Raw genomic sequence first — 26,236 nt, 5'->3', positions numbered from 1 at the left:
TCTTGTAAGCTTGGTATTAGGTATTGTTTTACCCTTCTGCTAACGCCTTGATTTGCTGAACAATTGCCTTAAGCCCGTTACCGCGTGAAGGACTGAGGTGGGCGATCAGATTGAGCTGCTCGAAATAGCCATCAATATCGAATGCCTTGATCTGCTCGGCGTTTTTGCCTTCATAGGCGGCGAGTACTAGGGTGATCAGTCCGCGCACTATACGTGCATCAGAGTCGGCCGCAAAATGGAAACTGCCGTCTTCCTGTTGCTGGTGGGTGAGCCATACTTGGCTTTCGCAACCACTGACCTTAAGCTCATCCTGCTTTAGCTCTTCAGGCATGGCAGGTAGTTTTTTCCCCAGCTGGATCACGTTGCGGTAGCGATCTTCCCAGCCGTTGGCCTGGCTCATCTGCGCGATAATCGCTTCGCAGGTAATTTCGGTACCAAAAGGGTGGCTTGGCAGCGTCATAATCTCTCCTAAAGCAGGCTGCAGGCTTTGTGCAGCGCAGCAATGAATTGGTCAATATCTTGTTCGGTATTATACAGCGCAATCGACACTCGCAGTGTGCCACTGACGCCAAGTGCGTCCATCATCGGGTGGGCACAGTGGTGGCCGGCGCGTAGGGCAATGCCCTGCTGGTCAAGCAAAGTGGCAATATCTTGATGGTGCACGCCTTCCACCACGAAGGAAAACAAGCTGGCATCTGGCTGCAGGCCGACAATCTGTAAGTCTTCGATATCCTGGATACCTTCGATAGCACGCTGGCGCAGGGCGTGGATATGTTGCTCGGCACCTTTATGGTCGATGCTTCCCAGCCAGTTGATGGCGGCGGCCATCGCGAGGCTGCCGGCAACATTGGGCGTACCGGCTTCGAACTTGCCAGGCAGGGCAGAGAATGTCGTGCCGTCAAAGCTGACCTTTTCCACCATTTTGCCGCCGCCGTGCCAAGGCGGCATCGCCTCAAGCAGGGCTTTTTTGCCATACAGCACGCCAATGCCTGCCGGGGCAAAGATCTTATGGCCGGAGAAAACATAGAAATCAGCATCGAGTGCCTGCACATCGACAGTTTCGTGGGCCACAGCCTGGGCACCGTCAATCACGGTAATTGCCCCGATATCGTGGGCAGCCTGGATGATGGTTTCGACCGGGTTGCGGGTGCCCGTTACATTGGTGACATGGGCAACGGCCACAATCTTGGTTTTAGCCGTTAAGCGCTGGGCAAAAGCATCCATATCCAAGGTGCAATCGCCGTGCATTGGAATTTTCACCACTTTGGCCCCGGTCTGCTCGGCGACGATCTGCCACGGCACGATATTGGCGTGGTGCTCCAGTTCGCTAACCAGAATTTCATCACCTGCCTGCAAGGTATTGCGGGCATAGGTTTGGGCGATCAGGTTTAGGGCTTCGGTAGCGCCGCGGGTCCAGATAATTTCCTTGCTGTCGGCGGCATTGATGAAGCGCTGTACGGTCTCTCTTGCTTGCTCGAACTGTGCCGTCGCGGCTGCAGTAAGGGTATGGCTGCCGCGGTGAACGTTGGCGTTGTGGCCACTGTAGTACTGCCGGATTGTCTCAATTACCTCAAGTGGCTTTTGGGTGGTGGCTGCACTGTCGAGGTAGACCAGTGGCTGGCCATTGCATTCTTGGGCCAGGGCAGGAAATTGCTGGCGAATACGCTGGATATCAAATTGGGCAGTCATGGTGTGTCACATAGCAAAAAAGACAAGGGGGAGATCATGCGGCGAAAAAAACAATAGGGCAAGTATTTCTCCGGTTGCTTCAATTATAAGTGGTGTGGGATCGGCACGTCGAGGTCTGGCTGCTTATATCTATTAAGCTGAAGATAAAAAAAAGGCACTGCGTTGGGGCGCAGTGCCAAGAATTAATTTTGACAGACAGGTCAAAAATACAGGAAGTAAAATTGGTAGATTGACTACCTATCCGGCATAACCCGGACAATATGCAAACACAACATCGCAACTGTGTGGTCGGCCAAAAGCCTGAGGGCTAAAAACTTGGCCTTGCTCACCGTTGCGGGGCAAATCATATGGTTTATGTAGCACTTGAACAATGGACATTTTATAATGTTTCCCATAAAAAAAACTAATGCAGGAAAAGTATGTCTAGACGTCTCCCTCCACTCAATTCACTAAAGGTGTTCGAAGCGGCAGCCCGAAACCTCAGTTTTACCCGTGCAGCGGAAGAGTTATTTGTCACACAAGCTGCTGTAAGCCACCAAATTAAAGCGCTTGAAGAATTTTTGGGGCTCAAATTATTTCGTCGTCGTAATCGCTCTTTATTGCTAACTGAAGAGGGTCAAAGCTATTTTCTTGACATAAAAGACATCTTTTCTGCAATCTCAGATGCCACGGATAAGGTCTTGGAACGCGGCGCGAAAGGTGCACTAACCATTAGTTTACCTCCTAGTTTTGCCATCCAGTGGCTGGTGCCTCGCCTAGCAGATTTCAACGAGCAGCATCCGGATATCGATGTGCGGATCAAAGCGGTGGATTTGGATGAGGGCTCTCTGACAGAAGATGTCGATGTAGCTATCTATTACGGCCGGGGCAATTGGCCGGGGTTACGGGCTGATAAGCTCTATCAGGAATTCCTATTGCCGGTGTGCTCGCCGATGTTGCTTAACGGTGCCAAGCCGCTGCGCAGCCTGGACGATCTTAAGCTTCATACCCTGCTGCACGATACCTCGCGCAAAGAGTGGAAAAACTATGTTCGCCACCACGGTATCGAGGGCACCAACGTCAACCAAGGGCCGATCTTCAGTCACTCGACCATGGTGCTGCAGGCGGCGGCACACGGCCAGGGGATAGCCCTTGGCAATAACGTGTTGGCGCAGCCTGAGCTGGAAGCCGGCCGCTTGGTGTGCCCGTTCGATGAAGTGCTGATGAGCAAGAACGCCTTCTTCCTCGTATGCCAGGAGCGACAGGCTGAAACCGGACGTATTCAGGTTTTCCGTGATTGGGTATTGGCGAAAGCGGCCCGCGAGCAGGAAGATATGCCAGATGTGGAAGATGGTCTGTAAGGCAGGGGAGAGGCTGGAAAAACGATGACTGAATATATTATTGATACACCGCCAAGCGGCGAGTACAACGCGACTTTCCTGTTTGCCCACGGGGCCGGGGCTGGTATGGATCACGAGTTCATGGCTGATATCGCCAAAGGCTTAGCCCTTAAGGGGATCCGGGTGGTGAGGTTTGATTTTCCCTATATGGTAAAGCGCCGTGAAGATGGCAAGAAACGCCCGCCGGACAGGCAGCCTAAGCTGTTGCTGGATTTCCAGCGCCATATTGAGGCGTTTGCCGAACAGGGCAATTTGGTGATTGGCGGAAAATCCATGGGCGGGCGTATGGCGAGCCTTATTGTCACTGATGTCGCTGATGAATCACCGGATGTGGCGAACTGCCAAGGGAAGGTCAAGGGGGTTGCGTGCCTGGGCTTTCCCTTCCACCCGCCGGGCAAGCCCGAGAATTTCCGTGGCGACCACCTCAGAACGATTGGCCTGCCGACGCTTATCCTGCAGGGAGAGCGCGACACCTTCGGGACCCGCAGCGAGGTCGAAGGCTGGGAGTATGTCCAGAGCGTTGACGTTAGCTTTTTGCCGGACGGCGACCACAGCTTCAAGCCGCGCAAGGCGTCGGGCCATACCGAGCCGGGCAACCGCCAGCTGGCGGTGAAAGTGCTGGCGGAGTTTATCAACGCATGTACAGCCAAGGAGTAAGGCATGGAAGAAAATAAAGCGAGCCGTTGGCTGCTGGTGTTTGCGGCACTGAGCGGGGCTGTGACGGTGTCGCTGGGGGCCTTTGCTGCCCATGGCTTGAAGGCACAACTGCCGCCGTATTTGCTCGGGGTGTTTGAAACTGGAGTCCAGTACCAGGCATGGCATACTTTGGCGATTTTTGGTTGTGCAATATTGGCACGCATTCTTCCGTCAAAAGGGGTATCATACGCAGCCCTGTTTTTTGTGGCAGGGATCATACTCTTTAGTGGCAGCCTGTATGCGCTGGCGTTGACGGGTATTAAGTGGTTTGGCCCCATCACCCCGATGGGAGGCGTCTGTTTTATCATAGGCTGGGTAGCGCTCGCAGTGGCTGCCTGGCGTTCAGCTTGAGGGTTGAGAGTGAATCAAGTTCTGTTGTACTGCCGTCCCGGCTTCGAGAAGGAATGTGCCGGTGAAGTTCAAGACAAAGCAAATGCACTGGAGTTGTATGGCTTTCCTCGCGCGAAAAACAATACTGGCTATGTATTGTTTGAGTTTTACCAGCCGGGTGATGCGGATACGTTTATCCAGCAGCAGCCGTTTTCCGAGCTGATCTTTGCCCGCCAGATGGTCGCGGTAATGCCAATGCTGGAAGGCTTGCCGCAAGAAGACCGTATCTCGCCAATCATGGAAATGGTGGCAGACTTCCCTCGCTGCGGTGATCTGCGAGTTGAAACGCCAGATACCAACGAAGCCAAAGAACTGTTGAAATTCTGCCGCAAGTTTACTGTGCCGCTGCGTCAGGCACTGCGCAAGTCTGGAGCGATGTACGCCAAGGACAACCCGAAGAAGCCGGTTCTGCACCTGTGCTTCATTGCGCCGGGCTGCTGTTTTGTTGGTTACTCTTACACGACCAACAATTCGCCGTTCTTCATGGGCATTCCACGCCTTAAGTTCCCATCGGATGCGCCAAGCCGCTCAACCCTGAAGCTGGAAGAAGCGTTCCACGTGTTTATCCCGCGTGATGAGTGGGATGAGCGCCTGGCTCCTGGCATGTGGGGTGTTGATTTGGGCGCTTGCCCTGGCGGTTGGACTTACCAGCTGGTGAAGCGCTCGATGTTTGTCCACGCGATTGATAATGGTCAGATGGCACAGAGCTTAATGGACACCGGACAAGTTAAGCATCACGCGGTTGATGGCTTCAAGTTTGAGCCACCGCGCAAGAACGTGACCTGGATTGTCTGCGACATGATAGAAAAGCCGGCCCGAGTCGCTCACCTGATGGGTGACTGGTTGATCAAGGGCTGGGCGAAAGAAGCGATCTTTAACCTTAAGCTGCCGATGAAAGGCCGCTATGACGAGGTACTGCAGGATATCGAGAACCTGAAAGTGTACTTGATCCAGAACGGGGTGAAGTTCAACCTGCAGGCCAAGCACCTGTACCACGACCGCGAGGAAATCACGGTACATATCCAGCGCCTGGATAACCGCTCGCCGCATTAATAGTTGGCATAGCTATGAAACACCACCACCAGGTGGTGTTTTTGTATTGGTCGTATAGAAAATATGGAATGAGATCAGGGCCTAGGAAAAGCGGACCCTTGGTTCTAGGAAGAGCAAAAATCAAAATCTTGATCAAGCTAGGATTTGGTAATTTCTTCCCTAGGATCTAGGATCTAGGATCCAGGATTCGCTCTTTCTATCCTCCCGCTGTAAAACGAATATCCTGCAAATTGAATCCCAGTACCAAATCGGTTTTCAGTGAGGCAACCTGCTTGGAAGCCACGGCTTCATCACGGCTGGCATCGATTTTCTTCTGCCATTTTGGCGGTAGATCATCTGCTGCTAAAATAGCTTCGAGGTTCGGGTAGAGGCTAAGCAGCTCGACGGCAGCTTTGGGGCCGATCCCGGTAACGCCGGGGATTTTGCTCGAGCTTATTCCTGCCAAGCCCCAGTAGTCAGGCAGTTGCTCGGGATTGACGCCGAATTCTTTTTCGACAAACGGGCTGTCGAGCCAGCGCTGCTGGAAGTAATCACGGATCCGCAAGGTTGGCTGGAGCAATTGGCAATAGCCCTTGTCGGTGGAAATGATGGTGACTTGCTGGCCGCGGGAGGCCACTTTCAGTGCCAGCGTTGCTACTAAATCATCGGCCTCGTCACCGTCAGAAAGCAGCGAGTCGATCCCCATGTCCATGAATGCGTCCTGGATAATATCCATCCCCGTCATCAGCTCGTCCGGCATTGGCTTGCGCCCTTCCTTGTAATGGGGCAGCAGCTCGGCACGCCAGCCGCGGTCTTCACCATGGTGATCAAACACCGCCACGATGTGGGTAGGCTGGCTGCTCTTGATGATTTTTCCCAGCGCCTGGCAGCAGACTTTGGCGGTGTTGTGGACATCGGGTTCGCCATGCTGGGCGGCATGGACGCGGCGGATCAGGTTGAGGGCATCAATAATGACAAGGTGGATAGACGACATAGCGTAAACCGTGTAGCAGTAAAGAAAAAAGGGTCAACAGACCCTTTATTGTACGCATAGTTGCTGGCAATGTGCACCGCCATCTGGCAGGCGGCGGTGATTATTTCGCAATCGGCGGGGCGGCGGTGATGATTTCATAGCACGGCTCGTAGTGGCTACCGGGCAGTTTCATTCGCTGCTGTTCGACGAACTGGGCGAGCAGTTTGTCCATTCGCTTCATCAAGGTGAGATCGCCATTGATTTTGAAGCGGCCCCTACGCTCGATTTCCCGGATACCCTCTTCTTTGACGTTACCGGCTACGATACCTGAGAACGCCCGGCGCAGGTTGGCTGCAAGGTGCTCGGGGCGTTGGCTCATGTGCAGGTCGAGGCTGGCCATGGATTCGTGGGTTGGCTCGAAGGGCAGCTGGAATTCCGGCGGAATAACCAGTGACCAGTTGTAGCTGTAGGCATCGCCGGTTGCCAGGCGGTGCTCTTTGATCAGCGGCATGGCGGATTTCATCACCCGAGCAACCTTCTCGGGGTCGTCAATAATGATCTGGTAGTGCTTGGTGGCATCTTCACCCAGGGTGTCGCGGATAAAGCTGTCGAGGGTGCGGAAGTAAGGCTCGGACTCTTTTGGCCCGGTCAGTACCACCGGCATTGGCTGGTCGGCATTTTCCGGCTCCATCAGAATACCGAGGATATACAGTAGCTCCTCGGCGGTACCTGCACCGCCCGGGAAGATGATAATACCATGGCCAACCCGAACGAAAGCTTCGAGGCGCTTCTCGATATCCGGCAAAATCACCAGCTCGTTGACAATCGGGTTCGGCGGCTCGGCGGCGATGATCGATGGCTCGGTCAGGCCGATAAAGCGGCTGTTGGGGAAACGCTGCTTGGCATGGCCGATGGCAGCACCTTTCATTGGCCCTTCCATTGCTCCGGGACCACAGCCGGTACAGATGTTGAGTTCGCGCAGCCCGAGTTCGTTGCCGACTTCACGGGTGTATTGGTACTCGACCGGGTTGATTGAATGGCCGCCCCAGCACACAACGATGTTGGGGTCTTGGCCTGAGCGGACGGTTTGGGCGTTGCGCAGCACGCTGAAGACAAAGTTGGTGATGTGCGGCGAGCTGGTTAGGTTGATGTCCTTGCGCTGCTGGACGTGCATGTTGACGTAGACGATATCGCGCAGGACAGCGAACATATGCTCCTGGATCCCGCGGATGATCCTGCCATCGACAAACGCGTGCTCTGGCGGGTTCATTAGCTCGAGTTTGATGCCGCGCTCGCGGCGCATCACATTGACATCGAAGCTTTTGTTTTTTTCCAGCAGCTCTTTTGAGTTATCGGTGTGGCTGCCCGAGTTGAGCACTGCCAGCGAGCAGTTTCGGTACAGGCGGTAGATATCACTGGAGGCCGTTGCTTTGAGCAAGTCGACTTCATGCTGGGACAGTAGGTCCATCGCACCTACCGGACTGATATGAGTGATCATGGTAACCTCCCTGGTCATGGCAAGGCGGCGGTATCCACTGGGTGTATTCATTGTAGGAAGAATCGGTGAATACTGCCGGGTGAAGCAGAAAGTAAACCGGTTGGGAGTACACTCTGTTTCCTGAAGATCAGCCTAAGAGAAATGTTAAATACAAGTGACTGATATATTTACCATACACAGAGTAGCCCGTTTTTACCAGCCATTGATAGGTTGATAATTTGGCGGTGGTCAGAAAATCCAGAAAATCCGGTTGCTGCCGGCACTGCGCGCACCTGTGAGTGCTTTGTCGGTACGCTCGATAATATCAGAGGGGGTATCGTTGCTCTCGAACAGGGTTGCTCCCATTGATACCGTGATGGCAACGTCTTTGTCCCGGAACCGGAAAGGCAGCTGGGCGATAGCCTGGCGGATAGTTGCAAGGCGCTGGTTGCGTTGCTCTTCGGTCACATCGGGCAAGATGAGCATGAAGGCATCATCGGCGAAGCGGCCGATAAAGTCCGTCGGTTCAAGCTGCTTGCGGATAGTCCGGGCGATGATCTTGAGGATTTTATCACCGGCCTGGTGGCCATATTGCTGGTTCACGGCACTGAAGTTATCGATATCGACCAAGGTCACGCAAAGCGGGTGCTGGTAGCGCAGCCAGCGGCGGTACTCATGCTCCAGGCGCTCATTGAGGGCGCTGCGGTTATAGACTTTGGTCAGGTTGTCGAGGAAGATCCGCTGTTCTTGGTCGGTGAGCCGCTGGCGGTAATCCTGGGTCTGTTCATACAGGTGGGCGACCTTTGACTTGTTGTAGCTCAGCTGTTCCAGCAAGGCTTTCTCGCGTTTTTCCAAGGCCTTGTTGCGCTCGGCAAGTAGCAGAAGCTCTTTGGTGAGGTGGGTCAGCTCAGGCCGCCAGCTATCAAGCTGCTTGTGGGTTTGCAGCCCTGACTTGATGGATAGTGCCAGCTCGGCGAGCTCATTGGTCATTTCACCGCGGTGCTCGTAGATAGTGTGGCTTTGCTCGGCACTTTGCTGGGTCGTTTTGCTGAGGGTGCCCAGCTCCCCGTTCACATTATCGAGGAACTGCTGCGAAGCTTGCCTTTCCTGGTGGGTGCCTGCGAGCACCAGACGGAGGACTTCCAGGGCTATGACCATTAATTCTGGCGCGACAACCCCTTTTAGCAACTGGTTCCTGATGGTCAGTAACTTGTCACCGGCCTCCCCATCAAAGTCGAGTTCGGTGATCAGGTGCTGGAGCTCAGCTGTCAGCTTGGTCAGTAAGTCTTGTTGGATAGCCGTCGGGTTGCTTTGCAGCCCTTTGGTCGCAACCAGCTTGAGGGCCCGCTCGTAAAGCGACATCAAGCCGAGGACATGCTGCAAAGAGCCTGACAGAGTTTGGGCTGGCTGAGATAAGAGCTGCTGGAGGTCGCGTTTTAGCTGGGCGGGCAGGCCCGGGAAGCGGCGCAGGATTTCACTGTTGCGCTGAAACTGCTTATCCAGCATTTCCCGCTCTTTGGGGTGGGCATCGCCCATTTTGTTTGCCAGCCGCTCGACCACGGCAATCCGCGGGATGAGTTTGCTGATGTCTTTTTGCTGCTCAAGATCCTGGCGTAGGTGCGCGAGTTTTTCATCGAATTCGGCATCAAGCCCGCGGCAGGCGACAGAAAGCCGGCTGATCAGGCGTTTTAGGATCGCAAGTTCACGCCGGGACTTCAGGGAGGCGTCACGGTGAGCGAGTTGAGCTTGATCCAAACGCAGCTTCAACTGACTCAGTTGGGAAGCAACGGCATTTATGTCTGTCACAGAGTATTCGTGTAATCCGTAGTGGTAAACTTGTTTCTTATCAGTGATTTAAAGTATTGGTAAGATAATTAATGCTACCAAAAACTCCCTTATAAAACATAGTTATCGGCCATGAGGTGAATAAATCCATAGGATTAACTGATATTTTTGTCAGAATCGTGATCACTGTTCCAGCTAATGTCGCAACTGCCTGAAGTTTGTACTTTTACCAGCCCGTTATGGATGCCCTGGATACATGAGCGGCGGATATTGTCACTGGCAAAGCTTGCTGCCGGGGCTGCATCTATTGCACTGAGGTGCACCCATTGGCTGCCGGACTCCTGCTTGCTGATTTCGCGGGCGGCATTGGTCGCCATTAGCAGGATATCGAGCAGTTCGTGGTCGTTTATCGCGGTGTAGGCCCTTGGCAAGAACGGGTACTCCGCCATGCCAATTCTGACCCGGTTGTCGATATGCTTGCCTTCGAGGAAGCGGTCAACCAACTGCTGCAGTGATCCTGCCAATTGATCCGGTGCCGAGTCGAGCCGTGAATTCGGTTCGATATACAGGAACATGGCATCGGAGAAGTGGTAAAGCCTGGCAGGCTCGCAAATCTGCTGGGTGAGGTATTCGCCAAACTGGCGTTCGAGATCCAGCCCTTGCTGATAACCGTGCTTGAGGTAAATATGCTTGAGGAATGGCACCTCAAACAGGGCAAAGCGCAGCCGGTCGCTCAGCGGTTCGTTGATGATCTCCCCAAGGTGCCATTGCTCGAAGTTGGCACTGCTCTGCTGCAGGGAATTTGGCAGCTTGGCGGTCAGCATCCGCAGGTTCCTCAGCCCGCTCCTCGGGTGGGTATAGAAGTCATTGCGCAAGCGCAGCAAGCGGGCCTGCAGTTGCTTGGCCGTTTTGTGCCTTCTCATCAGCACAATAAATATGACGCCAGTCAGGCAGAATAGGAAGGTGGTGACGTTCTTTTGCTTGTACAAGGCTTTGCTGCTTTCAAACTGCTGCCGCTCCAGCTCTTCCAGGTGCAAAGCGCGCTCAAGCATGCGCTGTTGCTGCTTGAACACCTCGACGTTACTCTTCACCTGGGCCTGCTGCTTGGTGCTGAAAAGCTGCTCATAGCGGCGCTGGCTCAATAGGGCATTATAGAAATCACTCTGCTGCTCGAAGGCCTTGGAAAGCAGGCTTTCTCCCTCTAGTTGTAACTCACTGTTGCCGATGCGGCTGGCAGCAATCAAGCCGGTTTGCAGGTTGGAAACCGCCTCCTCGAGGCTACCCTCAGCGAGGTCCAGTTCGCCCTGAAGGATTTGGGCTTCGGCCAAGATAGCCTCGTTCCCGGTTTGGGTTGCCAGCAGGCGAGTATGGTGGAGGTATTGCTCCGACTTCGGGTAGTTGTAAAGCTGGAGGTAGACTCGGGCAATATTCAGGCGCAGCCTTGCCGAGCGTATTTCACTGTTGAGCTGGTTCTCTTGATCCAGGGCGTTGAAGTAATGGACCAGGGCGAGGTTGTAGCGCCCTTGCTGTTCATAGATCGACGCGATCAGCTCAAGGGTTTTGGCCAATGGCCTGCTGCGGTCGTAATGCTCGAAAAACTCACCGGCCTGGGTGGCATGCTCCAGCGCCTTGTCAAATACCTTGCGTTGTTCGAACAGAACCGCCAGCTCGAAATTGGCGATGGCGGTCTGGGCCTGATCTTCATTCTCAACAGCGAGCCAGTAGCCGCTCAGCAGCCGGTCAAGTGCGGTATCGTAATGTCCATGCTTGAAGTAATGCCGACCGACAACCAGTTGGTAATGAATTAATTCTTTCGGGTCGTCGAGGTTGATCAGGTAGCGCTTGGCTTTCAAGAAGCCTTTGTCGGCCTGGCTTTCCTGGCCGGTAGCCGAATCGATAATAGAGCGCTGCATCAGCGATTGATACTGCAGGCGTTTGATCTGGCTGTCGAGCATCAGGTTGGTGCTGGCTGCAATTTCCGTATCAATTTTATCGAGCATCTTCAGCGAGCGGGCACTGTTTTTTAGGTTGCCCCAATAAATATCGGCATGGATCAACTGGCTTTCCAGCCGGCTGAAGGTCAGCTTTTCCTCAGATGAAATGTCGATAGCCTGCTTGATAGCCGTTTGGGCCTTGTCGGGTTGGTTGAGCAGCAAGTGGGCTTTGGCCAAAATCTGCAAGGCATTGACCGTGCTTAGCGGTGTTCTTACCGAATGGTCAGTTTCGTCGTTGATATGGACGCGGGATGTTTCTTTGGGGGCACTTAATCGTCGCTGATCAAGGTAGCGGGTAGTCATAACCAGAGATTGCTCAGGATTGGTTTGGAGCAGCTCATTGGCTTCTGCCAGAATTGGCGTGGTAAAAATTTTTGCTTGTGTGCTGAACGAGATGGTGCCTAGGAGCAGCAAACGTATCAGCCAACGGCGAGCAGACATACTTTCAAAAACCCAAAAAAACAGTACCACCAATATTAATGGGTTAGCCTACCAAGTCCAGCAAAGTCTTCGATTTTGCTGGACTAATCCCCAAGTAACTCGGATATGCACCAGGCTGGGTAATTTTTTGCACATTTGAATGCATCAATTACGCTGGTGCTATTGGCGAGCTGGGCTACTGTCTGGCCAGGCGGAAGTTATCGCTTGGTGTTTTGCCCATGTTGGTACGGTATGGGTTGATGTCCAAACCGCCGCGGCGGGTATAACGGGCGTAAACGGTCAATAGCTCTGGCTTACAGTACTTCATAATGTCAGTGAAAATACGCTCGACGCACTGCTCGTGGAACTCGTTGTGGTTACGGAACGAGATCAGGTAGCGAAGCAGCTTCTCGCGGTCGATTTTCTTACCGGTATAGGAAATACGCACGCTGCCCCAGTCTGGCTGGCTGGTGATCAGGCAGTTGGACTTCAGCAGGTGGCTGTGCAGGATTTCAGTGACCGTTTCCTCGGAGGCGGCACCTTCGAGGTGCGATGGATCAAACTCGTAATCGGTAATTTCGATATCTTGCTCGTCGATGCACTCACCGAAGAAATTGGCGATAGGCTGGTCATCGAAGTCAGACAGGGGCTGGACCGTTACATCGACATCGGCGCCCGCACACTCACTCAGATCTTTTTGCAGGGTATCAGCAATTTGCTGCCAGCTGTCGAACTTGGTCTGGTTGAAGCTGTTGAGGTAAAGCTTGAACGACTTGGACTCAATCAGGTTCGGGCTGCTGGCAGGCAGGCGCACCTCGCCAATAGCCACTTGCGGTAGGCCTTTTTTGTTTAGCCAAGACAGCTCGTAGAGTGTCCAGATATCATAACCGGTAAACGGCAGGGTATCGCCAAGGGACAGATCATCTCGGTTCAGGCTGCGTGGCACCGGCTGAAGAAGAGATGGGTCATACTGATCGATATATTCCGTCGTTTTACCTAGGGTCAAACCGGCTAATTCTTTCGCGTCTTGATATTTGCTCATACTGTCCTGGACACACTTGGATTAGAATAGCCAAAGTTTACTTAATCTTTTGAGAGGTTGCGAATGAATCATCCCGTTGCAACGGCGTTATCTGAATTTTCTTCCCGTTTCTTGCAAGCATGGTGTGATGCAGATCAAGGTTTTCCCCGCAGTGACGATCTTGTGGGCCTGTCATCACCGTGCGTAAAGGCGGATGATGGTTACGAAGTGACTTGGCAACCTGCATTGCGCTCGCCGATGGGCGATCTTGCCGGTGTTGAGAAAGGGATTGAACTTCGCCTGCACGAAGACATCGTTGTTTTCTACGGTGCCCAGTTCAGTGGCGACATGGCCGCCAGGTTCCAAACCGTGACTGGTGAGATTGAATTTGATTTGCTGCAGGCTTTCAGCGAAGACGATGTGCTACGGCTGCAGGAGAATATTTTAGGCCACCTGGTGACCCAGCGTCGTTTGAAACTAAAGCCAACCGTATTTATCGGGGCAATGGACTCCGAAAGCGAGGTGGTCTCGGTGTGCAACCTCACCGGAGAGGTGATTTTGGAGACGTTGGGCAAGGACAACCGCGAAGTGCTTGCGCCAAGCCTGGAAGCTTTCTTGGCAGCGCTAGTACCTGTGGTCAAGGCTGGGTAAGTTATGTACGTTGTCGAATTGCAATTTGAGTGTTTTGATAACACCACTGTTGCGGCTGTTGATGCTGCGATTAATGGGCTGATGGATGCGCTGCGCTACAACGGGCAGGTACTGGGGCGCGAGTTTCCTATCGTTATGGACGAGGGCGCTTTCAAGGTGCGGGCAGTTTGCCCGGAAGAGGAGAGCTTGCATTCCCGGTTCCATAGCCCTCAGGTAAAGGCTTGCATGAACCGCCTGAACCAGGCCAGCCTGCTCAGCCCCAAGGTGAGGCTGTTGGGGAGGGATCTGAACTCCGAAGCGGCTGCCGAGAACTTTTCGCCGAGCTGGCAGGTGATTTACACCACGTATGTGCATACCTGCTCGCCATTGCGCTGCGGCGAAACGTTAATGCCGATCCCGCTATACCGTCTGCCGGAGCCGACGCTGAACGGTGACCACAAAGCGGTGGTGAAATGGCAGACAGAATGGCAGGCGTGCGATGAAATACAGATGGCCGGGGCTTGCCAGGCAGAACATGCTGCCCTGCATGAAATCCGTGATGCCGATAGTGATATTTTCCGCCGGGGCTGGGACTTGCGCGGGCGGATCGAGTACATCACTAAAATCCCGACCTACTACTATCAATACCGAGTTGGCGGCGAAAGCCTTGAAAGCGAGCTTAACCGGCCGTGCCCGAAGTGTGGCGGCCAGTGGCGGTTGGATGAGCCGCTGCATGGTATTTTCCACTATAAGTGCGACAAGTGCCGTATCGTCTCCAACCTTTCTTGGGATTTCCAGTAATAAAAAAGCGCAGAAGGCTCTGCGCTTTTTTCATTTCGTATCCTTGCAGTGTCTATTGTTAGGGCTGCTGGCTTTCCAGTCTTTCCAACCGTGCCGTGAGGGCCGCCACCTGTTGCTCCAAAGCGGCTATGCGCGCTTCGGCTGAAGGTTGGCTCTCTACTTTTTCAATTTTTGGCACGCGTGCACTCGATTTCCAGCTCTGCAAAGCTTTGATGATGAGCGGCATCGGTAGCGGGTCAGCCAGCCGGGCCTTGATCAGTGCCACTGAGGGCTCTTTGCCTTCGGCAACCAAGGCATCGATAGCATCGGTCAGGGCTTGGGTAATTTCAGATGACATGCTGTTTCCTTGTTGCTGTCGTTTGCCAGCTATTTTCCCTCAATCATACCTGTGGGCACAACTGTTACTCGGTAGGTTATTTCCTCAGCTATTTTCTTTCTTACTTTCTTCTTATTTTCTCAATAAGGCATCCAATTGGTCGATGACTTCACACCAGTCGGCATCTTGCTCTTGTGATTCTTTGAGAAAACGTTTCTGGGAGGGTTGCCAGAAGTTGGCCTCGGATAGCTGCTCATGCTGGGCTAGGTGGTGTTCGGCTAAGAAGGTTTCGATAAATTCTTTGGAATTGTTCAATCCCAACTGGCTGAAGAGAGATTCAAGGTTGTGGTTGAAGGTTTCCATGGTCACTCCTTGGCTAGCGCATATTGTTTTATGACTAATTATAGAGAAATTTTACAGCCTGACAGGTTCCATTCATGTTCAAGGTATTCCTATTCATCTCGTGCGCTTGTGAGAGATCTCTTACAAGGGTGTGGGACATTAAGGAAACAGAAGATACGAATAAACGCACTTGTGCGTATAAGTTGTTGTTATTAATGGTTATTTTTGTTTTGGTGTGATTTTTCCTGCTGCATCGGTTAAAAGAAATTTGCGATAACTGCTGTTTTGCCTAGGGGGAAATACGTAATATTAACCCTGTCGGAAGGAACTGACGGAACGGAACAGGAAATAAGCCAAGGATTTGGTTTGTCTCAGGAAGAGACCGGTGTACTAGGATGGTATGTCGAACAAGGACTGTGAAGGGATAGCCGAGGAACGGCAAAACGGTAAGCAGGATGTTTACCAGTCAGGATGACACAAGGACCACTTCAGGAAGAAGTTAGGGACACCTCCAGGATGGATGTTGAGAGTCAGGACAGGATGGACTAACGGGTCAGGATGGCCACAGGATCACTTCAGGACGAAGTAAAAAAGGACAATGCTGAAGGAATACAGCTGTCAACGGAATGATGCAGGGAGCACCATAGTAGCGGGATTGCTGCAAGTAAGACCTAAGGGCGCAACGAAAGTTGCGCCCGTTCTTTTTTGCGTCAGCAAAAATACTTCCGATATCCCCGTTTAAGCGCTTTAGCTTTTTCACTTGTCTTATTGTGTATCGCACAGGCTCTAGGAAGAGCTGGCCCTAGGTCCTGGTCAGAGCAAAAGCAAAGACAGAGCTTGACGTCCTACTGCCTTGTCAACACCCAGGATACAGGATCCAGGATCTAGGCTCCCAACCACTTACCTCTACATCATAGGGCCAAAGCTGTCATATTTTAGACTAATCCCTGTAACTTAAATGAAACGCAGAATAATACCCTTGTGAAACGAGATGCAGTTATAGCCTTGAGCGTTTGTGAGAGATCTCTTACAAAGCTGTGAGACTAACAAAGATCGAGTTTGGCCAATAGAGTCGGTAATCCTTTTTATTTTATTAAATATCAATGATTTAATGTTTTTATTTTTATGATGAATGATCTCGTGCGAACTATGGCACGTGATAGTCAATTGTATGAAATCATATTGGGCGTAAGATGGTTCTCGTCAACAGGGAGTTGGGACAGGATTTGGAAAGCAGAAGGACGCTGCAAGCCTAGGAAGGGCAGTGCTAACAAGGTCGTTAGCAGATAGGAAGTCACGGACACGGAACGGAAACCGTCGGGGATCAGGAAGATTGCCGTCAGGATGAGTAGGACAGCTTTAGAATAAGCCGGAACACCTCAAGGATTGGGGCTTAGGGATAGCGCTCTGGGATAGGACAAGAGGAACCCTTCAGGATGAAGGCAGGGACACCGCCAGGAAGGATGAGAGAGTCGCACAAGGATATCGCGACGGGTCAAGGAACTACCAAGGACAACCCGGGGATGGGGTTTAGGGATTACCGCTAAGGAATTTAGAAAAACAAGGACAGTCGCAGGGAGCACTATCGTAGCAGGACAGCTGCATGTAAGACCTAAGGGCGCAACTCAAGTTGCGCCCGTTCTTTTATTGTCTGCCAGTTAATCACTTCTGATAACCTTCAATATGCGCTTAGCAAGAACTACCCGTCTTTCAATAAGTCACACAGGCCCTAGGAAGAACGGATCCTAGTTCCTGGGAAAAGCAAGAGCTTGACGTTTAACCGCTTTTTTAAATCCTGCAGGATCTAGGATCTTATTTACTCTCCCGGCATCCGGTGCGGCGGTACATGGATCGTCAGCGGGTGGAAGCCCTTCATCACAATGTGCCCCTGATAGGCATCTTGGCCATTGGCGGAAAACTCAAATAAATAAATAGTATGCCAGCCCCAGCGACCGTTGCGATCACGCAGTCGGTGCTCTCCCCTTGCCGTATTGAGCAATTGCAGTCCCAAGTGTTCGCAACGCTGGTTGATGAAGTAATTGGCTAGCTCGGTTTGTCGTCGCTGCTGCCAGAACAGATAGCCAATAATGGCCAGCAGCAAGATCCCCAGCAGATTTTCCATATCAAAATATCCTTTTACTTCCCCCGGCAGGATAAGTCGGGGGAAGGCTCTATCAAGTTACTGAGTGTTTCGGGCGTGTTGCTGAAGCTTAGTAATGGCATCAACCAGTGCCGGATCGGCTTGGCCGTGCAGTACCTGCAGCATGATCCCGCGCAGCATCGGTAGCATGACCAAGTCGGCAAAAAGCTGGTTGAACAGTGCTTGCTCGCCGGTTTCGGCAAGGCGCAGCAGGAAGGTAGTTGCTATTTGGGTATCGGCCAAACCATTCCAGCAGCGCCCCGCCACTGCGACCAGCACTTCCGGGTGACAAAGCTCAGGCTGGACTAGCAATTTTTCAAGCTGCAGGCGTAGTATCGATGCGTCGGCACCTGACAGGGCGCGGATCAATGCCGCGACCAAGAATAGATCCGGGGTGCCGACTGCCGTCTCTTCGTCCAGGCGCTCGGCCAAGCGTGCTGCCAAAGGCTCCGGTAACTGACAATGCTCCAGGCAGCCTAGCAAGGCGTACAAAGGGGTCAGTGGCAGGTTGTTGATGGCTTTTCGCAGCAAAGTCGCATTGTTTTCTTGCTTGATGCGGGCACAGACATCGGCCAGCCCCTGTAGGCCAACACCTTGCCATTTGTCCCAGCCCAGCTCGCCGGTCAGGTAATGCTGGGCATGTTCGTAGTATTGGCTGGCTGAGAGGGCAAGCTGGCTTCGTAACTGGGCGTGGAAGATAGCCATCTTGTCATCGCTTGGCTTGAAGGTATACGGGTTGGCAGCCAGTTTCTCCTGCTCTTCCTCGGTCGGCGTGCTATTGAGGGTGGCGCCCATCGCTTCGATAACATATTTGATGAAGTCGCCGACGGCGGCTTGTTTGAGCAGACCGCGTTCGTCAAGCGGCAGGCGCAAAAACCAAATCCACGGTGGGTTGCCAGCCTGCCAGAACGAGATAGACAGGTGGGCATGCTGCTGCAGTGGCCATGGATAGGGCTGGCGGTTGTCTTCCACTGCCTTGAATTGCTCTATATCGATCTCATTAACCCGGCGGCCAAGGTCGAAAATCTTGTACTGGCAGCCAGCGTTGTCTAAGAGTTGGGTCAGGGTATGAAAATTATCCATGGGCAGTCTCAGTGCTCCTTATATCAAGGACAACGAGTATATACCAAACCCTATTGTGGTGCAGTTGCCATGACACTTTCTCGCTCGGCAGCCATTATGGTTACCTTGGGCTGGCGCTTCGGAGGTGGTATCCTTCGCCGCCTAAATCCAGACAATCCCTTATTTCGAAGATAATCATTGTAGAGGTCCCGTGATGGATAGAGCCCAGCATTGCCAGCTGTTATTGGAAAAACTCACCACAGTGCTGCAAGAAAATGATTACTGGGAGGCCGAACAACCCTCGTTTGAGGCGCTGAGCAGCAGCCAGCCGTTTGCCATTGACACCCTGCGTTGCGAGCAGTGGCTGCAGTGGATCTTTACTCCCAAGCTCGGCCATATGATTGCAATGAATATGGCATTGCCTGCCGCCTTTGAAATTTCCCCTTATGTTGAGGAAGCGATGAAAGAAGCCAAGGGCCTGGCGGCTATCTTGGCGGTGACTCGTGAACTTGACCAATTATTTAAGAGTAAATAGTGATGGAACTCGAGATCCTTTACCGCGATGAACATCTGGTCGCAGTCAACAAGCCTGCGGGTATGCTAGTGCACCGCTCGTGGCTCGACCGCCATGAAACGGTGTTTGTGATGCAGACCTTGCGCGATCAAATTGGCCAGCACGTGTTCCCATTGCACCGTTTGGACCGGCCGACATCCGGGGTGCTGCTGTTTGCCCTGTCGAGTGAAACGGCCTCGCTAATGATGCCGATGTTTGCCGGCCGTGATGTGAAGAAGACTTACCATGCAGTGGTTCGCGGCTGGGTCAAGGAGGCAGCGGTATTGGATTACCCGCTCAAAGAAGAGCTGGATAAAATTGCCGATAAAGATGCTGACCAAGACAAAGAAGCCAAAGAGGCCATCACCGCCTATGCGCCGCTGGCCAAGGTAGAAACTGATATTCCGGTTGGCCGCTATGCCACTAGCCGTTACACCCTGGTGGAGATGAAGCCGGAGACGGGGCGCAAGCACCAGCTTCGCCGCCATATGCACCACCTGAGCCACCACATTATTGGGGATGTGAACCACGGTGATGGCCGTCACAACCGGATGTTCCGCGAAAATTATGACTGCCGCCGCTTAATGCTGCATGCTTCGCGCTTGCAACTGTTGCACCCGCTGACGGGCGAGCAACTGGATATTCGTGCCGGTGTTGACGAGGCCTGGATGCGGGTGATGGACGCTTTCGATTGGGTTCCGACTTTGATGATGCCTGATGCTTCGTAACTGCTGCGTCCAGTAACTTCAGCGCTTTGTAATGTCAGATAGTCAATAAACTTGCATCCAACCTCTTCAAAGGCCACAGTTAATATTATCGTGGTGTTTGGACACAAAGGATGGTGTTGGATGATGGCGAAAATAGGTGTGTTTGTCGGCTCTGTGTTCGGCGGGGCTGAAGAGGTTGCCCAAGAGGTCGAACGCTACTTGGTTGAGGCGGGGCATCAGGTCGAGTTGTTCCTGGAGCCAACCTTGGATGAGTTTCTCGGATACCAGCAGGATCTGGCGCTGGTGGTATCGTCAACGACTGGGCAGGGAGAGATCCCCGATAATTTACTGCCACTTTACCAGGCACTCAACGATACCTTTCCCTTGATCCCTCAGCTTCGTTACGGGGTCATCGCCCTCGGTGATTCTAGCTATGGCGAAGATCGTTTTTGTGGTGGGGGACGGCAGTTTGACGAGCTGCTGCTCCAGCTTCAGGCCAAGCCGCTGACTGAGAGGCTGGATGTCGATGCCTGTGTCAACTTCGATGCACTGGAAGTGGCGATGCCTTGGCTAGAGGGCTGGGCCAAGCAGGCTGATGCTGCCTAGCGTTGCAAAACCAACCCGCGAAAAATAGCGGGTTGGGTGGCATCTGTGCGACATAACCGGGGCGATCACTTCAGCTTTTCCAGATCCGCCTCGATCTCTGAGATCTTGTGGCTGACCACTTGCTCCAGGTGGCGCAGGTCACTGAGGATCTTCTTCTTGATATCGACTTCGCTGTGCTTCTTGTTGGTGATGCGGTCGAGCTCATCGATGATGAAGGTCAGGGTGCGGTTGATCTCAGTGACTTCCTTGTATTCCCGGCTCCCGCTGTTAATCATCACGGATTTGCGCTGGCGGGGAAATTTAAACTTCACGCTTTTGGCGAACAGCTCTCCTTTCTGCTTGGCAAAGTAGATCTTCAATATGTCGTTGGCGGCTTCCTGCCGTAGGCTGTAGCGTTCAATGGTGTCCGGCTTTTCGACGCCGATGGCGGTGAGGTTTGGGTACATACTGGCCTCGTGTTTCTGTTGTTATAGATATTGGAAGTGTTATTGGCTTTATAATTATCGTGATACGGTCAGTGGCCGATTAACGGGGGACTAGGCGGGCTAGCTCCCCGTTTTATATAGGGCTATTTCTTTTCTAAACGCTCTATGAGAGCGTCTCTCAGCTGCTCCTGTTGTGCTTCGCTGAGTTGCTCTCCGTCCTGGTTGGTAACGATGAAGAAGTCCTCGGCCCGTTCGCCGATAGTGGTGATCTTGGCGGCCTGTAGGCTAATGCCCTGGCGGGCAAACACCGAGCCTACCCGGGCCAGCAGGCCTGGCATATCCAGTGCAACCAGCTCGATCATGGTCTTCTTGCCCGACTTGGTCGGCAGGAAATCGACCTTAGTCTTGACGTTGAAGTGCTGCAGCTTGTATGGCGGCCGCTTCCGCTTGCGGTCAGACTTCATTTGCGTCAGCGCTTTGACCAGCGCCCGTCGAACAGTCTGGTGGCGGTTTTCACCCGGTGCCTTGCCTGTTGGCTCAAGCACCATGAAGGTATCGAGAGCAAAGCCGTCTTTGCTGGTCATGATTTGGGCATCGTGAACACTGAGGTTCTTTTTGTCCAGCTCGGAAACCACGATGGCAAACAGCTTGGGTTTATCCTGGCAATAGACGAAGACCTCGGTACCGCCGCGGGTAGGTTTTTGGCTGATCAGGATCAGTGGCTTGCTGTGATCTTCGTGCTTGAGGATCGCTTCAGCATGCCAGGCGATTTGCTTATGAGTGTGACGCAGGAAATAGTCGGCTTTGAATCGTTGCCACAAGACTTCGATATCGCGCGGGGCAAAACCTTCGCTGCGCAGCAGGGCGGAGGCCATCTGTTGGTTGTGGCGGATCCGCTCGCGCATATCAGGCGGGTTTTCCAACCCGCGGCGCAGGGCTTTCTGGGTGGAGTAGTATAGTTCAGCCAGCAGGGTACGCTTCCAGCTATTCCACAGTTCCTGGTTGGTGGCGCAGATATCGGCCACGGTCAGACAAATCAGATGATCAAGTCGTTCTTCGTCGCGCACTTCCTTGGCAAACTCGGTGATCACTTCCGGATCGTAGATATCTCGGCGCTGGGCGGTCACTGACATCAGCAGGTGCTGGTTGACCAGCCATTTGACCAAGTTGGCCTCGGGCTTGGACAGCCCGTGCTGGATGCAGAACTCGTAGGCATCGACGCCACCGAGCTCGGAGTGATCGCCGCCCCGGCCTTTGGCGATATCATGGAAGATCGCCGCCAGCAGCAGGAGCTCTTTTTTGGTGACGCGCGGATAGACTTCGCAGCAGATCGGATGGCGGTCGCGATTAGCCGGATCACTGAACTTGTTGATGTTTTTGAGTAGCCGGACGGTGTGCTCGTCAACGGTGTAGACATGGAACAGGTCAAACTGCATCTGGCCGACAATCTGGCTCCACTGCGGCAGGTAGGCAGAGAGCACGCCATGGCGGTGCATCAGCTTGAACGCCCTAAGCAGGCAGTTGGGTTGGCGGACCAACTCCATGAACTTATCCCTTGCCGCCGGGATCTCGATCAGGAAACGGTTGAGCCTGCGTCGCGCGGTGCGCAGCTGGCGAAGGGTAGGGGCGGCGATCCCTTCTATCTGCGAATTGCGGGCAATATGCAGGAACATATCGAGAATGGTTTCCGGCCGTGCCTGGAACAATGCCGGTTTGGTGGCTTCAATTAAGTGGCCACGTAGCTGGAAGTCCTCATCAAGCAAGATAGGCTCCGGGGCGGCTCCCTTATTGAGGATCGCTTGGTCAAATAGCTGCAGCAGCATCTTGTTGAGTTCGGCGACACGGCGCAGGGTACGGTAGAAATCCTTCATCATCATTTCGACCCCGCGGTTCCCCTCGCCTTGGTAGCCGAGCAGATCGGCAACGGACGCCTGGTGGCCGAAGGTCAGGCGGTTGTCGTAACGGCGCAGCTCGCAGTGGAGGGCAAAACGGATCCGCCACAGGGAATCCTGGCACTCGACCAGCTCGCGGTATTCGGCGTCGGTCAAAAAGCCGAATCGGCTCATTTCCAGCAGGCTGGTGGCACCGAAATGGCGGCGGGCCACCCAGCTCAAGGTATGGATATCACGCAAGCCCCCCGGGCTGGACTTGATATCCGGCTCCAGGTTGTAGGTGGTATCGTGGTAGCGGGCATGGCGGGTTTTCTGCTCATCCAGCTTGGCTTGGTAGAACTGCTCGCTGGGCCAGAAGCTGCCGTCGTTCAAGCGCTCTTCCAGCTGCTGGTAGGTATCCTGGTTGCCGCACAGCCAGCGTGATTCCTGCAGGTTGGTCGCAACGGTCAGATCATCCTGGCCGATGTTGATACACTCGTCGATGGTGCGCACGCTGTGGCCGACATCAAGCTTGAGATCCCACAGTAGGGTGAGGAAGGCGCTGACGGTATTGCCGGTGCTGTCGTCGATAGGGGCTTGGCTCAAAACCAGGATGTCGACATCCGAGAGCGGGTGCAGCTCGCCACGGCCGTAGCCGCCGACAGCGACCAATGATAGGGTCGGGTGATCAGCCAAGCCAAAATGCTGCCACAATCGCTCAAGTAAGTGGTCAATATAGCGGGAGCGGGCTTCGACTAAATGGGTCACCGGGTTATGGGCCAGAAACAAGGCTTTCTGGTTTTCGGTAAACTGGTCGAGCTCGAGGCGGAGTTGCTCGGGCGCCATCGGATCAACCTGTTCGGTCTCTGGGTGAGAAATAGGATCTGTCATTGCCGTCCATGCATAGTCAATACTCTTGGTATAACCCTATCACGGTCGGGGCTGATAGCAATAAAAAAGCCGACCTAAAGGCCGGCTCTGCAACAGGTTAAGTCATGCGATGCATGGCTTAGTTGTTCATCAGGCGCGGGATAGTGTCATCGCTGCGTAGGGTCAGAACTTCACAGCCTGTTTCGGTCACCACGATGGTGTGCTCGTACTGGGCTGATTTCTTGCCGTCACCGGTGTAGACCGTCCAGTCATCCTGGGCATCAACTGTACAGCCGAACTTGCCGGCGTTGATCATCGGCTCGATAGTGAAGCACATACCTGCCTTTAGTACGGTGCGGTCGCCGTTGCGGTAGTGGACAACCTGCGGCTCTTCGTGGAATTCACTGCCGATACCGTGGCCGCAGAAATCCTTAACAATCGAATACTTGTTCAGTGGGTTCTTTTTGTTGTTGTCCTTGATGAACTTCTCGATCGCGGTACCGATATCACCCACGCGGGCACCCGGCTTCACTTTGCGCATACCAACATAAAGGGCTTCTTGGGTGACGCGGCACAGGCGCTTGTCGCCAGGAGTGACATCACCAACCATGAACATCTTCGATGTATCGCCGTGGTAGCCTGCAGGTCGCACGCTCAGGTCAGCATTTTCGTCATTCGGGACGATCACTGTGATATCAACGTTGATGATATCGCCGTTTTTCAGTACCGCAGGCTTCAGCTGGCCGTTGCTACCCATCTCATCCTGGCTGGCAGGGATGCCGTGGCACACGATGTGGTTGATAGACGTACAGATAGATTTTGGAAAACCGTGGTAATCAAGCGGGGCCGAGTAGGCGCCTTTTTCCAACGCATAATCATGACAGATCTGGTTAAGTTCATCTGTCGTCACACCTTCTTTGATGTGAGGTTCGATCATTTCCAGCACTTCAGCGGCCAAACGGCCGGCAGCGCGCATTTTTTCGATCTCTTCAGCCGTTTTGATCTTGATGCTCATTCAATCTTCTCTGTTTGATTGTTACTTCTTCTTTACATGGTAACAGTGAGGGGGCTGGATGGAAACCAAGATTCGGCACAATCACCGAATTGAAAACATTGGTGCTGGATTTTGGTTGTGAAAATATGGTATAAAGCGCGCCGTAATCGGGTAATTGGATTTCGATTCAGTTACGTCGGTTGCACTAAACTTTTATTAATCACTCACACATATCGGCACATCTTCCGGGGTGCTCAGCAGTTTTTCGCGAAACTGTAACGCCAGTGGCGTTGTCTGGGTCGGTAAGATGGGATATGTGGACGCCTAACCCCATAGAGGAATATTCAATGGCAACTGTATCAATGCGCGACATGCTTAAGGCTGGTGTTCACTTCGGTCACCAAACTCGTTACTGGAACCCAAAGATGAAGCCATTCATCTTCGGTGCTCGTAACAAGGTGCACATCATCAACCTTGAGAAAACTGTACCAATGTTCAACGACGCTCTAGCAGAAATCAACAAGATTGCTGCTCGCAAGGGTAAGATCCTTTTCGTTGGTACTAAGCGTGCAGCCAGCGAATCTATCAAAGAAGCTGCAGTTAACTGTGACCAGTACTACGTAAACAACCGTTGGTTGGGTGGTATGCTGACTAACTGGAAAACTGTTCGTCAGTCAATCAAGCGTCTAAAAGATCTTGAAACTCAGTCTACAGACGGTACTTTCGACAAGCTAACCAAGAAAGAAGCGCTAATGCGTACTCGTGAAATGGAGAAGCTTGAGAAGTCTCTAGGCGGTATCAAGAACATGGGCGGCCTACCAGACGCTATGTTCGTAATCGATGCTGATCACGAGCACATTGCTATCAAAGAAGCGAACAACCTGGGTATCCCAGTATTTGCAGTAGTAGATACTAACTCTAACCCAGACGGCGTTGATTTCGTTGTTCCAGGTAACGATGATGCAATCCGTTCTATCCAGCTTTACACTGGTGCTGTTGCTCAGACTGTTACTGAAGGCCGCAACCAAGACATCGTTGCTCAAGCAGAGCAAGACGGTTTCGTAGAAGCTGAATAATAGCCGCGCTCCTTTGAGCATCTTAAGTTACCTTGTGTAAACTAAGAATGGTTACCAGGGGCCGATCATGGCCCCTGATTTTTACACCAAGTATTCAAAACTGAGGATATAACAATGGCAACAGTTACAGCTGCCCTAGTTAAAGAACTGCGTGAACGTACTGGCGCAGGCATGATGGAATGTAAAAAAGCGCTTGTTGAAGCTAACGCTGACATCGAGCTAGCGATCGAAAACATGCGTAAGAGTGGCGCTGCTAAAGCTGCTAAGAAAGCAGGTAACGTTGCTGCTGAAGGTACAATCCTAACCAAAGACGCGAACGGTGTTGCAGCTCTTCTTGAAGTTAACTGCCAGACTGACTTCGTTGCTAAAGATGCAAGCTTCCTAGCTTTCGCTAACGAAGTTCTAGACGTTGCTCTAGCTGAGCGCCTAGACGTTGCAGCTCTTCAGGCTAAGTTCGAAGAAACTCGCGTAGCGCTAGTTGCTAAGATCGGTGAGAACATTTCTATCCGTCGCGTTGAGTTCATCGAAGGCGAGAACATCGCTTCTTACCGTCACGGCGACCGCATCGGTGTTGTTGTAGCTGGTAACGGCGACGCAGAAACTCTGAAGCACATCGCTATGCACGTAGCTGCTTCTAAGCCTGAGTTCGTGAACCCAGAAGACGTACCTGCAGACGTAGTTGAAAAAGAGCGTCAGGTTCAGGTTGAGATCGCGATGAACGAAGGCAAGCCAGCTGAAATCGCAGAGAAGATGGTTGTTGGCCGCATGAAGAAATTCACAGGCGAAATCTCTCTAACTGGTCAGCCATTCATCATGGAACCTAAGAAGTCTGTTGGCGACATCCTTAAAGAGAAAGGCGCTACAGTAACTAACTTCATCCGCCTAGAAGTTGGTGAAGGTATCGAGAAAGCTCAAGAAATGAGCTTCGCTGAAGAAGTAGCAGCAGTACAGAAGGGTTAATCCTTCTTGCTAAGAACTCCAAAGACC

At 52.8% G+C, this 26,236-nt stretch carries 25 protein-coding genes; 11 read left to right on the top strand and 14 right to left on the bottom strand.

All coding sequences use genetic code 11. From position 1 onward, the window contains the following. Window positions 1-28: 28 nt before the first annotated feature. Both csdE and csdA read right to left on the bottom strand, forming a co-directional pair. Window positions 29-460, bottom strand: a complete 432-nt coding sequence (csdE, locus tag ACXAGQ_RS04360; protein WP_475252108.1) for a cysteine desulfurase sulfur acceptor subunit CsdE — start codon at window positions 458-460, stop codon at window positions 29-31. An 8-nt stretch (window positions 461-468) separates the two neighbouring features. Next, complete coding sequence (gene csdA / locus ACXAGQ_RS04355; protein WP_475252107.1) at window positions 469-1,689, bottom strand: cysteine desulfurase CsdA; 1,221 nt, start codon at window positions 1,687-1,689, stop codon at window positions 469-471. Between the two features lie 419 nt (window positions 1,690-2,108). Here csdA and ACXAGQ_RS04350 point away from each other — a divergent pair, with 419 nt between their 5' ends. From ACXAGQ_RS04350 to rlmM, 4 genes are read left to right on the top strand one after another with little or no spacing between them, the layout of a single operon-like run. After that, window positions 2,109-3,029 (top strand): transcriptional regulator GcvA, encoded by a 921-nt coding sequence (locus ACXAGQ_RS04350; RefSeq protein WP_475252105.1) that lies wholly within the window; start codon window positions 2,109-2,111, stop codon window positions 3,027-3,029. Window positions 3,030-3,053: 24 nt separating this feature from the next. Further along, a complete protein-coding gene (locus ACXAGQ_RS04345) occupies window positions 3,054-3,725 on the top strand; it encodes an alpha/beta family hydrolase (protein ID WP_475252103.1) in 672 nt (223 codons plus the stop codon). Between the two features lie 3 nt (window positions 3,726-3,728). Then, window positions 3,729-4,115, top strand: coding sequence for a DUF423 domain-containing protein (locus ACXAGQ_RS04340; protein WP_475252101.1), 387 nt, complete (start codon window positions 3,729-3,731; stop codon window positions 4,113-4,115). A gap of 9 nt (window positions 4,116-4,124) precedes the next feature. Next, window positions 4,125-5,207, top strand: coding sequence for a 23S rRNA (cytidine(2498)-2'-O)-methyltransferase RlmM (gene rlmM, locus ACXAGQ_RS04335; RefSeq protein WP_475252099.1), 1,083 nt, complete (start codon window positions 4,125-4,127; stop codon window positions 5,205-5,207). Between the two features lie 196 nt (window positions 5,208-5,403). Here rlmM and xni read toward each other — a convergent pair whose 3' ends face one another. The 5 genes from xni to queF form a co-directional block, all read right to left on the bottom strand. Continuing rightward, window positions 5,404-6,180: a flap endonuclease Xni gene (gene xni, locus ACXAGQ_RS04330; protein WP_475252097.1), complete on the bottom strand. Its 777-nt coding sequence runs from the start codon at window positions 6,178-6,180 to the stop codon at window positions 5,404-5,406. 100 nt (window positions 6,181-6,280) lie between these two features. Then, window positions 6,281-7,657 (bottom strand): nucleotide 5'-monophosphate nucleosidase PpnN, encoded by a 1,377-nt coding sequence (gene ppnN / locus ACXAGQ_RS04325; RefSeq protein ID WP_475252095.1) that lies wholly within the window; start codon window positions 7,655-7,657, stop codon window positions 6,281-6,283. Window positions 7,658-7,885: 228 nt separating this feature from the next. Next, complete coding sequence (locus ACXAGQ_RS04320) at window positions 7,886-9,442, bottom strand: GGDEF domain-containing protein (RefSeq protein WP_475252093.1); 1,557 nt, start codon at window positions 9,440-9,442, stop codon at window positions 7,886-7,888. 134 nt (window positions 9,443-9,576) lie between these two features. Beyond that, window positions 9,577-11,856 carry a tetratricopeptide repeat-containing diguanylate cyclase gene (locus ACXAGQ_RS04315; RefSeq protein WP_475252092.1) on the bottom strand — a complete coding sequence of 760 codons (2,280 nt, stop codon included), beginning with the start codon at window positions 11,854-11,856 and terminating at the stop codon, window positions 9,577-9,579. Window positions 11,857-12,031: 175 nt separating this feature from the next. Then, entirely contained in the window at window positions 12,032-12,877 is an 846-nt protein-coding gene (queF, locus tag ACXAGQ_RS04310) for an NADPH-dependent 7-cyano-7-deazaguanine reductase QueF (RefSeq protein ID WP_475252090.1), read from the bottom strand. 63 nt (window positions 12,878-12,940) lie between these two features. Between queF and syd the strand changes: the two genes are divergently transcribed. Together syd and ACXAGQ_RS04300 are read left to right on the top strand one after the other, a co-directional pair. Further along, window positions 12,941-13,507, top strand: coding sequence for a SecY-interacting protein (gene syd, locus ACXAGQ_RS04305; protein WP_475252088.1), 567 nt, complete (start codon window positions 12,941-12,943; stop codon window positions 13,505-13,507). 3 nt (window positions 13,508-13,510) lie between these two features. Further along, window positions 13,511-14,287: a Zn-ribbon-containing protein gene (locus ACXAGQ_RS04300; RefSeq protein WP_475252086.1), complete on the top strand. Its 777-nt coding sequence runs from the start codon at window positions 13,511-13,513 to the stop codon at window positions 14,285-14,287. Between the two features lie 58 nt (window positions 14,288-14,345). Here ACXAGQ_RS04300 and ACXAGQ_RS04295 read toward each other — a convergent pair whose 3' ends face one another. From ACXAGQ_RS04295 to ACXAGQ_RS04280, 4 genes are all read right to left on the bottom strand, one after another. Then, the gene (locus ACXAGQ_RS04295) at window positions 14,346-14,624 is read right to left on the bottom strand and encodes a hypothetical protein (RefSeq protein WP_475252084.1); all 279 of its coding nucleotides are present in this window, start codon (window positions 14,622-14,624) and stop codon (window positions 14,346-14,348) included. A gap of 111 nt (window positions 14,625-14,735) precedes the next feature. Beyond that, window positions 14,736-14,966: a DUF2789 domain-containing protein gene (locus ACXAGQ_RS04290; RefSeq protein ID WP_475252082.1), complete on the bottom strand. Its 231-nt coding sequence runs from the start codon at window positions 14,964-14,966 to the stop codon at window positions 14,736-14,738. A 1,795-nt stretch (window positions 14,967-16,761) separates the two neighbouring features. Continuing rightward, window positions 16,762-17,067, bottom strand: coding sequence for a DUF3301 domain-containing protein (locus ACXAGQ_RS04285; protein WP_475252081.1), 306 nt, complete (start codon window positions 17,065-17,067; stop codon window positions 16,762-16,764). Window positions 17,068-17,124: 57 nt separating this feature from the next. Next, on the bottom strand, window positions 17,125-18,168 hold the full coding sequence (locus tag ACXAGQ_RS04280) for a DUF3549 family protein (protein WP_475252079.1): 1,044 nt from the start codon (window positions 18,166-18,168) through the stop codon (window positions 17,125-17,127). 193 nt (window positions 18,169-18,361) lie between these two features. Here ACXAGQ_RS04280 and ACXAGQ_RS04275 point away from each other — a divergent pair, with 193 nt between their 5' ends. From ACXAGQ_RS04275 to ACXAGQ_RS04265, 3 genes are all read left to right on the top strand, one after another. Further along, the gene (locus ACXAGQ_RS04275) at window positions 18,362-18,682 is read left to right on the top strand and encodes a YqcC family protein (protein ID WP_475252077.1); all 321 of its coding nucleotides are present in this window, start codon (window positions 18,362-18,364) and stop codon (window positions 18,680-18,682) included. Between the two features lie 2 nt (window positions 18,683-18,684). Continuing rightward, on the top strand, window positions 18,685-19,428 hold the full coding sequence (gene truC, locus ACXAGQ_RS04270; protein WP_475252075.1) for a tRNA pseudouridine(65) synthase TruC: 744 nt from the start codon (window positions 18,685-18,687) through the stop codon (window positions 19,426-19,428). Window positions 19,429-19,548: 120 nt separating this feature from the next. Next, entirely contained in the window at window positions 19,549-20,013 is a 465-nt protein-coding gene (locus tag ACXAGQ_RS04265) for a flavodoxin (protein WP_475252073.1), read from the top strand. Between the two features lie 65 nt (window positions 20,014-20,078). Here ACXAGQ_RS04265 and ACXAGQ_RS04260 read toward each other — a convergent pair whose 3' ends face one another. From ACXAGQ_RS04260 to map, 3 genes are all read right to left on the bottom strand, one after another. Beyond that, entirely contained in the window at window positions 20,079-20,459 is a 381-nt protein-coding gene (locus tag ACXAGQ_RS04260) for a DUF3461 family protein (protein ID WP_475252071.1), read from the bottom strand. A 122-nt stretch (window positions 20,460-20,581) separates the two neighbouring features. Continuing rightward, window positions 20,582-23,155, bottom strand: a complete 2,574-nt coding sequence (glnD, locus tag ACXAGQ_RS04255; RefSeq protein ID WP_475254659.1) for a bifunctional uridylyltransferase/uridylyl-removing protein GlnD — start codon at window positions 23,153-23,155, stop codon at window positions 20,582-20,584. A gap of 163 nt (window positions 23,156-23,318) precedes the next feature. Further along, window positions 23,319-24,194: a type I methionyl aminopeptidase gene (gene map / locus ACXAGQ_RS04250; protein WP_475252069.1), complete on the bottom strand. Its 876-nt coding sequence runs from the start codon at window positions 24,192-24,194 to the stop codon at window positions 23,319-23,321. Window positions 24,195-24,520: 326 nt separating this feature from the next. On the opposite strand from map, the gene rpsB reads away from it, so the two are divergent. Both rpsB and tsf read left to right on the top strand, forming a co-directional pair. Continuing rightward, window positions 24,521-25,249 carry a 30S ribosomal protein S2 gene (rpsB, locus tag ACXAGQ_RS04245; RefSeq protein WP_146157117.1) on the top strand — a complete coding sequence of 243 codons (729 nt, stop codon included), beginning with the start codon at window positions 24,521-24,523 and terminating at the stop codon, window positions 25,247-25,249. Window positions 25,250-25,363: 114 nt separating this feature from the next. After that, a complete protein-coding gene (gene tsf / locus ACXAGQ_RS04240) occupies window positions 25,364-26,209 on the top strand; it encodes a translation elongation factor Ts (RefSeq protein WP_475252067.1) in 846 nt (281 codons plus the stop codon). Window positions 26,210-26,236 lie beyond the last annotated feature (27 nt).

The organism is Photobacterium sp. ABD4_091 (genome assembly GCF_056160145.1).
This window is presented reverse-complemented; position numbering and strand designations above follow the sequence as displayed.

Excerpts from the sequence above, each read along its gene's own strand:
- ACXAGQ_RS04290 (WP_475252082.1), bottom strand. The coding sequence starts at position 14,966 with ATGGAAACCTTCAACCACAACCTTGAATCTCTCTTCAGCCAGTTGGGA.
- ACXAGQ_RS04265 (WP_475252073.1), top strand. The coding sequence starts at position 19,549 with ATGATGGCGAAAATAGGTGTGTTTGTCGGCTCTGTGTTCGGCGGGGCT.
- ACXAGQ_RS04285 (WP_475252081.1), bottom strand. The coding sequence starts at position 17,067 with ATGGAAAATCTGCTGGGGATCTTGCTGCTGGCCATTATTGGCTATCTG.
- ACXAGQ_RS04295 (WP_475252084.1), bottom strand. The coding sequence starts at position 14,624 with ATGTCATCTGAAATTACCCAAGCCCTGACCGATGCTATCGATGCCTTG.
- xni (WP_475252097.1), bottom strand. The coding sequence starts at position 6,180 with ATGTCGTCTATCCACCTTGTCATTATTGATGCCCTCAACCTGATCCGC.
- glnD (WP_475254659.1), bottom strand. The coding sequence starts at position 23,155 with ATGGCGCCCGAGCAACTCCGCCTCGAGCTCGACCAGTTTACCGAAAAC.
- ACXAGQ_RS04280 (WP_475252079.1), bottom strand. The coding sequence starts at position 18,168 with ATGGATAATTTTCATACCCTGACCCAACTCTTAGACAACGCTGGCTGC.
- ppnN (WP_475252095.1), bottom strand. The coding sequence starts at position 7,657 with ATGATCACTCATATCAGTCCGGTAGGTGCGATGGACCTACTGTCCCAG.
- ACXAGQ_RS04340 (WP_475252101.1), top strand. The coding sequence starts at position 3,729 with ATGGAAGAAAATAAAGCGAGCCGTTGGCTGCTGGTGTTTGCGGCACTG.
- map (WP_475252069.1), bottom strand. The coding sequence starts at position 24,194 with ATGAGCATCAAGATCAAAACGGCTGAAGAGATCGAAAAAATGCGCGCT.
- ACXAGQ_RS04315 (WP_475252092.1), bottom strand. The coding sequence starts at position 11,856 with ATGTCTGCTCGCCGTTGGCTGATACGTTTGCTGCTCCTAGGCACCATC.
- csdE (WP_475252108.1), bottom strand. The coding sequence starts at position 460 with ATGACGCTGCCAAGCCACCCTTTTGGTACCGAAATTACCTGCGAAGCG.
- ACXAGQ_RS04345 (WP_475252103.1), top strand. The coding sequence starts at position 3,054 with ATGACTGAATATATTATTGATACACCGCCAAGCGGCGAGTACAACGCG.
- ACXAGQ_RS04350 (WP_475252105.1), top strand. The coding sequence starts at position 2,109 with ATGTCTAGACGTCTCCCTCCACTCAATTCACTAAAGGTGTTCGAAGCG.
- ACXAGQ_RS04300 (WP_475252086.1), top strand. The coding sequence starts at position 13,511 with ATGTACGTTGTCGAATTGCAATTTGAGTGTTTTGATAACACCACTGTT.
- queF (WP_475252090.1), bottom strand. The coding sequence starts at position 12,877 with ATGAGCAAATATCAAGACGCGAAAGAATTAGCCGGTTTGACCCTAGGT.
- truC (WP_475252075.1), top strand. The coding sequence starts at position 18,685 with ATGGAACTCGAGATCCTTTACCGCGATGAACATCTGGTCGCAGTCAAC.
- tsf (WP_475252067.1), top strand. The coding sequence starts at position 25,364 with ATGGCAACAGTTACAGCTGCCCTAGTTAAAGAACTGCGTGAACGTACT.
- ACXAGQ_RS04275 (WP_475252077.1), top strand. The coding sequence starts at position 18,362 with ATGGATAGAGCCCAGCATTGCCAGCTGTTATTGGAAAAACTCACCACA.
- rpsB (WP_146157117.1), top strand. The coding sequence starts at position 24,521 with ATGGCAACTGTATCAATGCGCGACATGCTTAAGGCTGGTGTTCACTTC.
- csdA (WP_475252107.1), bottom strand. The coding sequence starts at position 1,689 with ATGACTGCCCAATTTGATATCCAGCGTATTCGCCAGCAATTTCCTGCC.
- syd (WP_475252088.1), top strand. The coding sequence starts at position 12,941 with ATGAATCATCCCGTTGCAACGGCGTTATCTGAATTTTCTTCCCGTTTC.
- ACXAGQ_RS04260 (WP_475252071.1), bottom strand. The coding sequence starts at position 20,459 with ATGTACCCAAACCTCACCGCCATCGGCGTCGAAAAGCCGGACACCATT.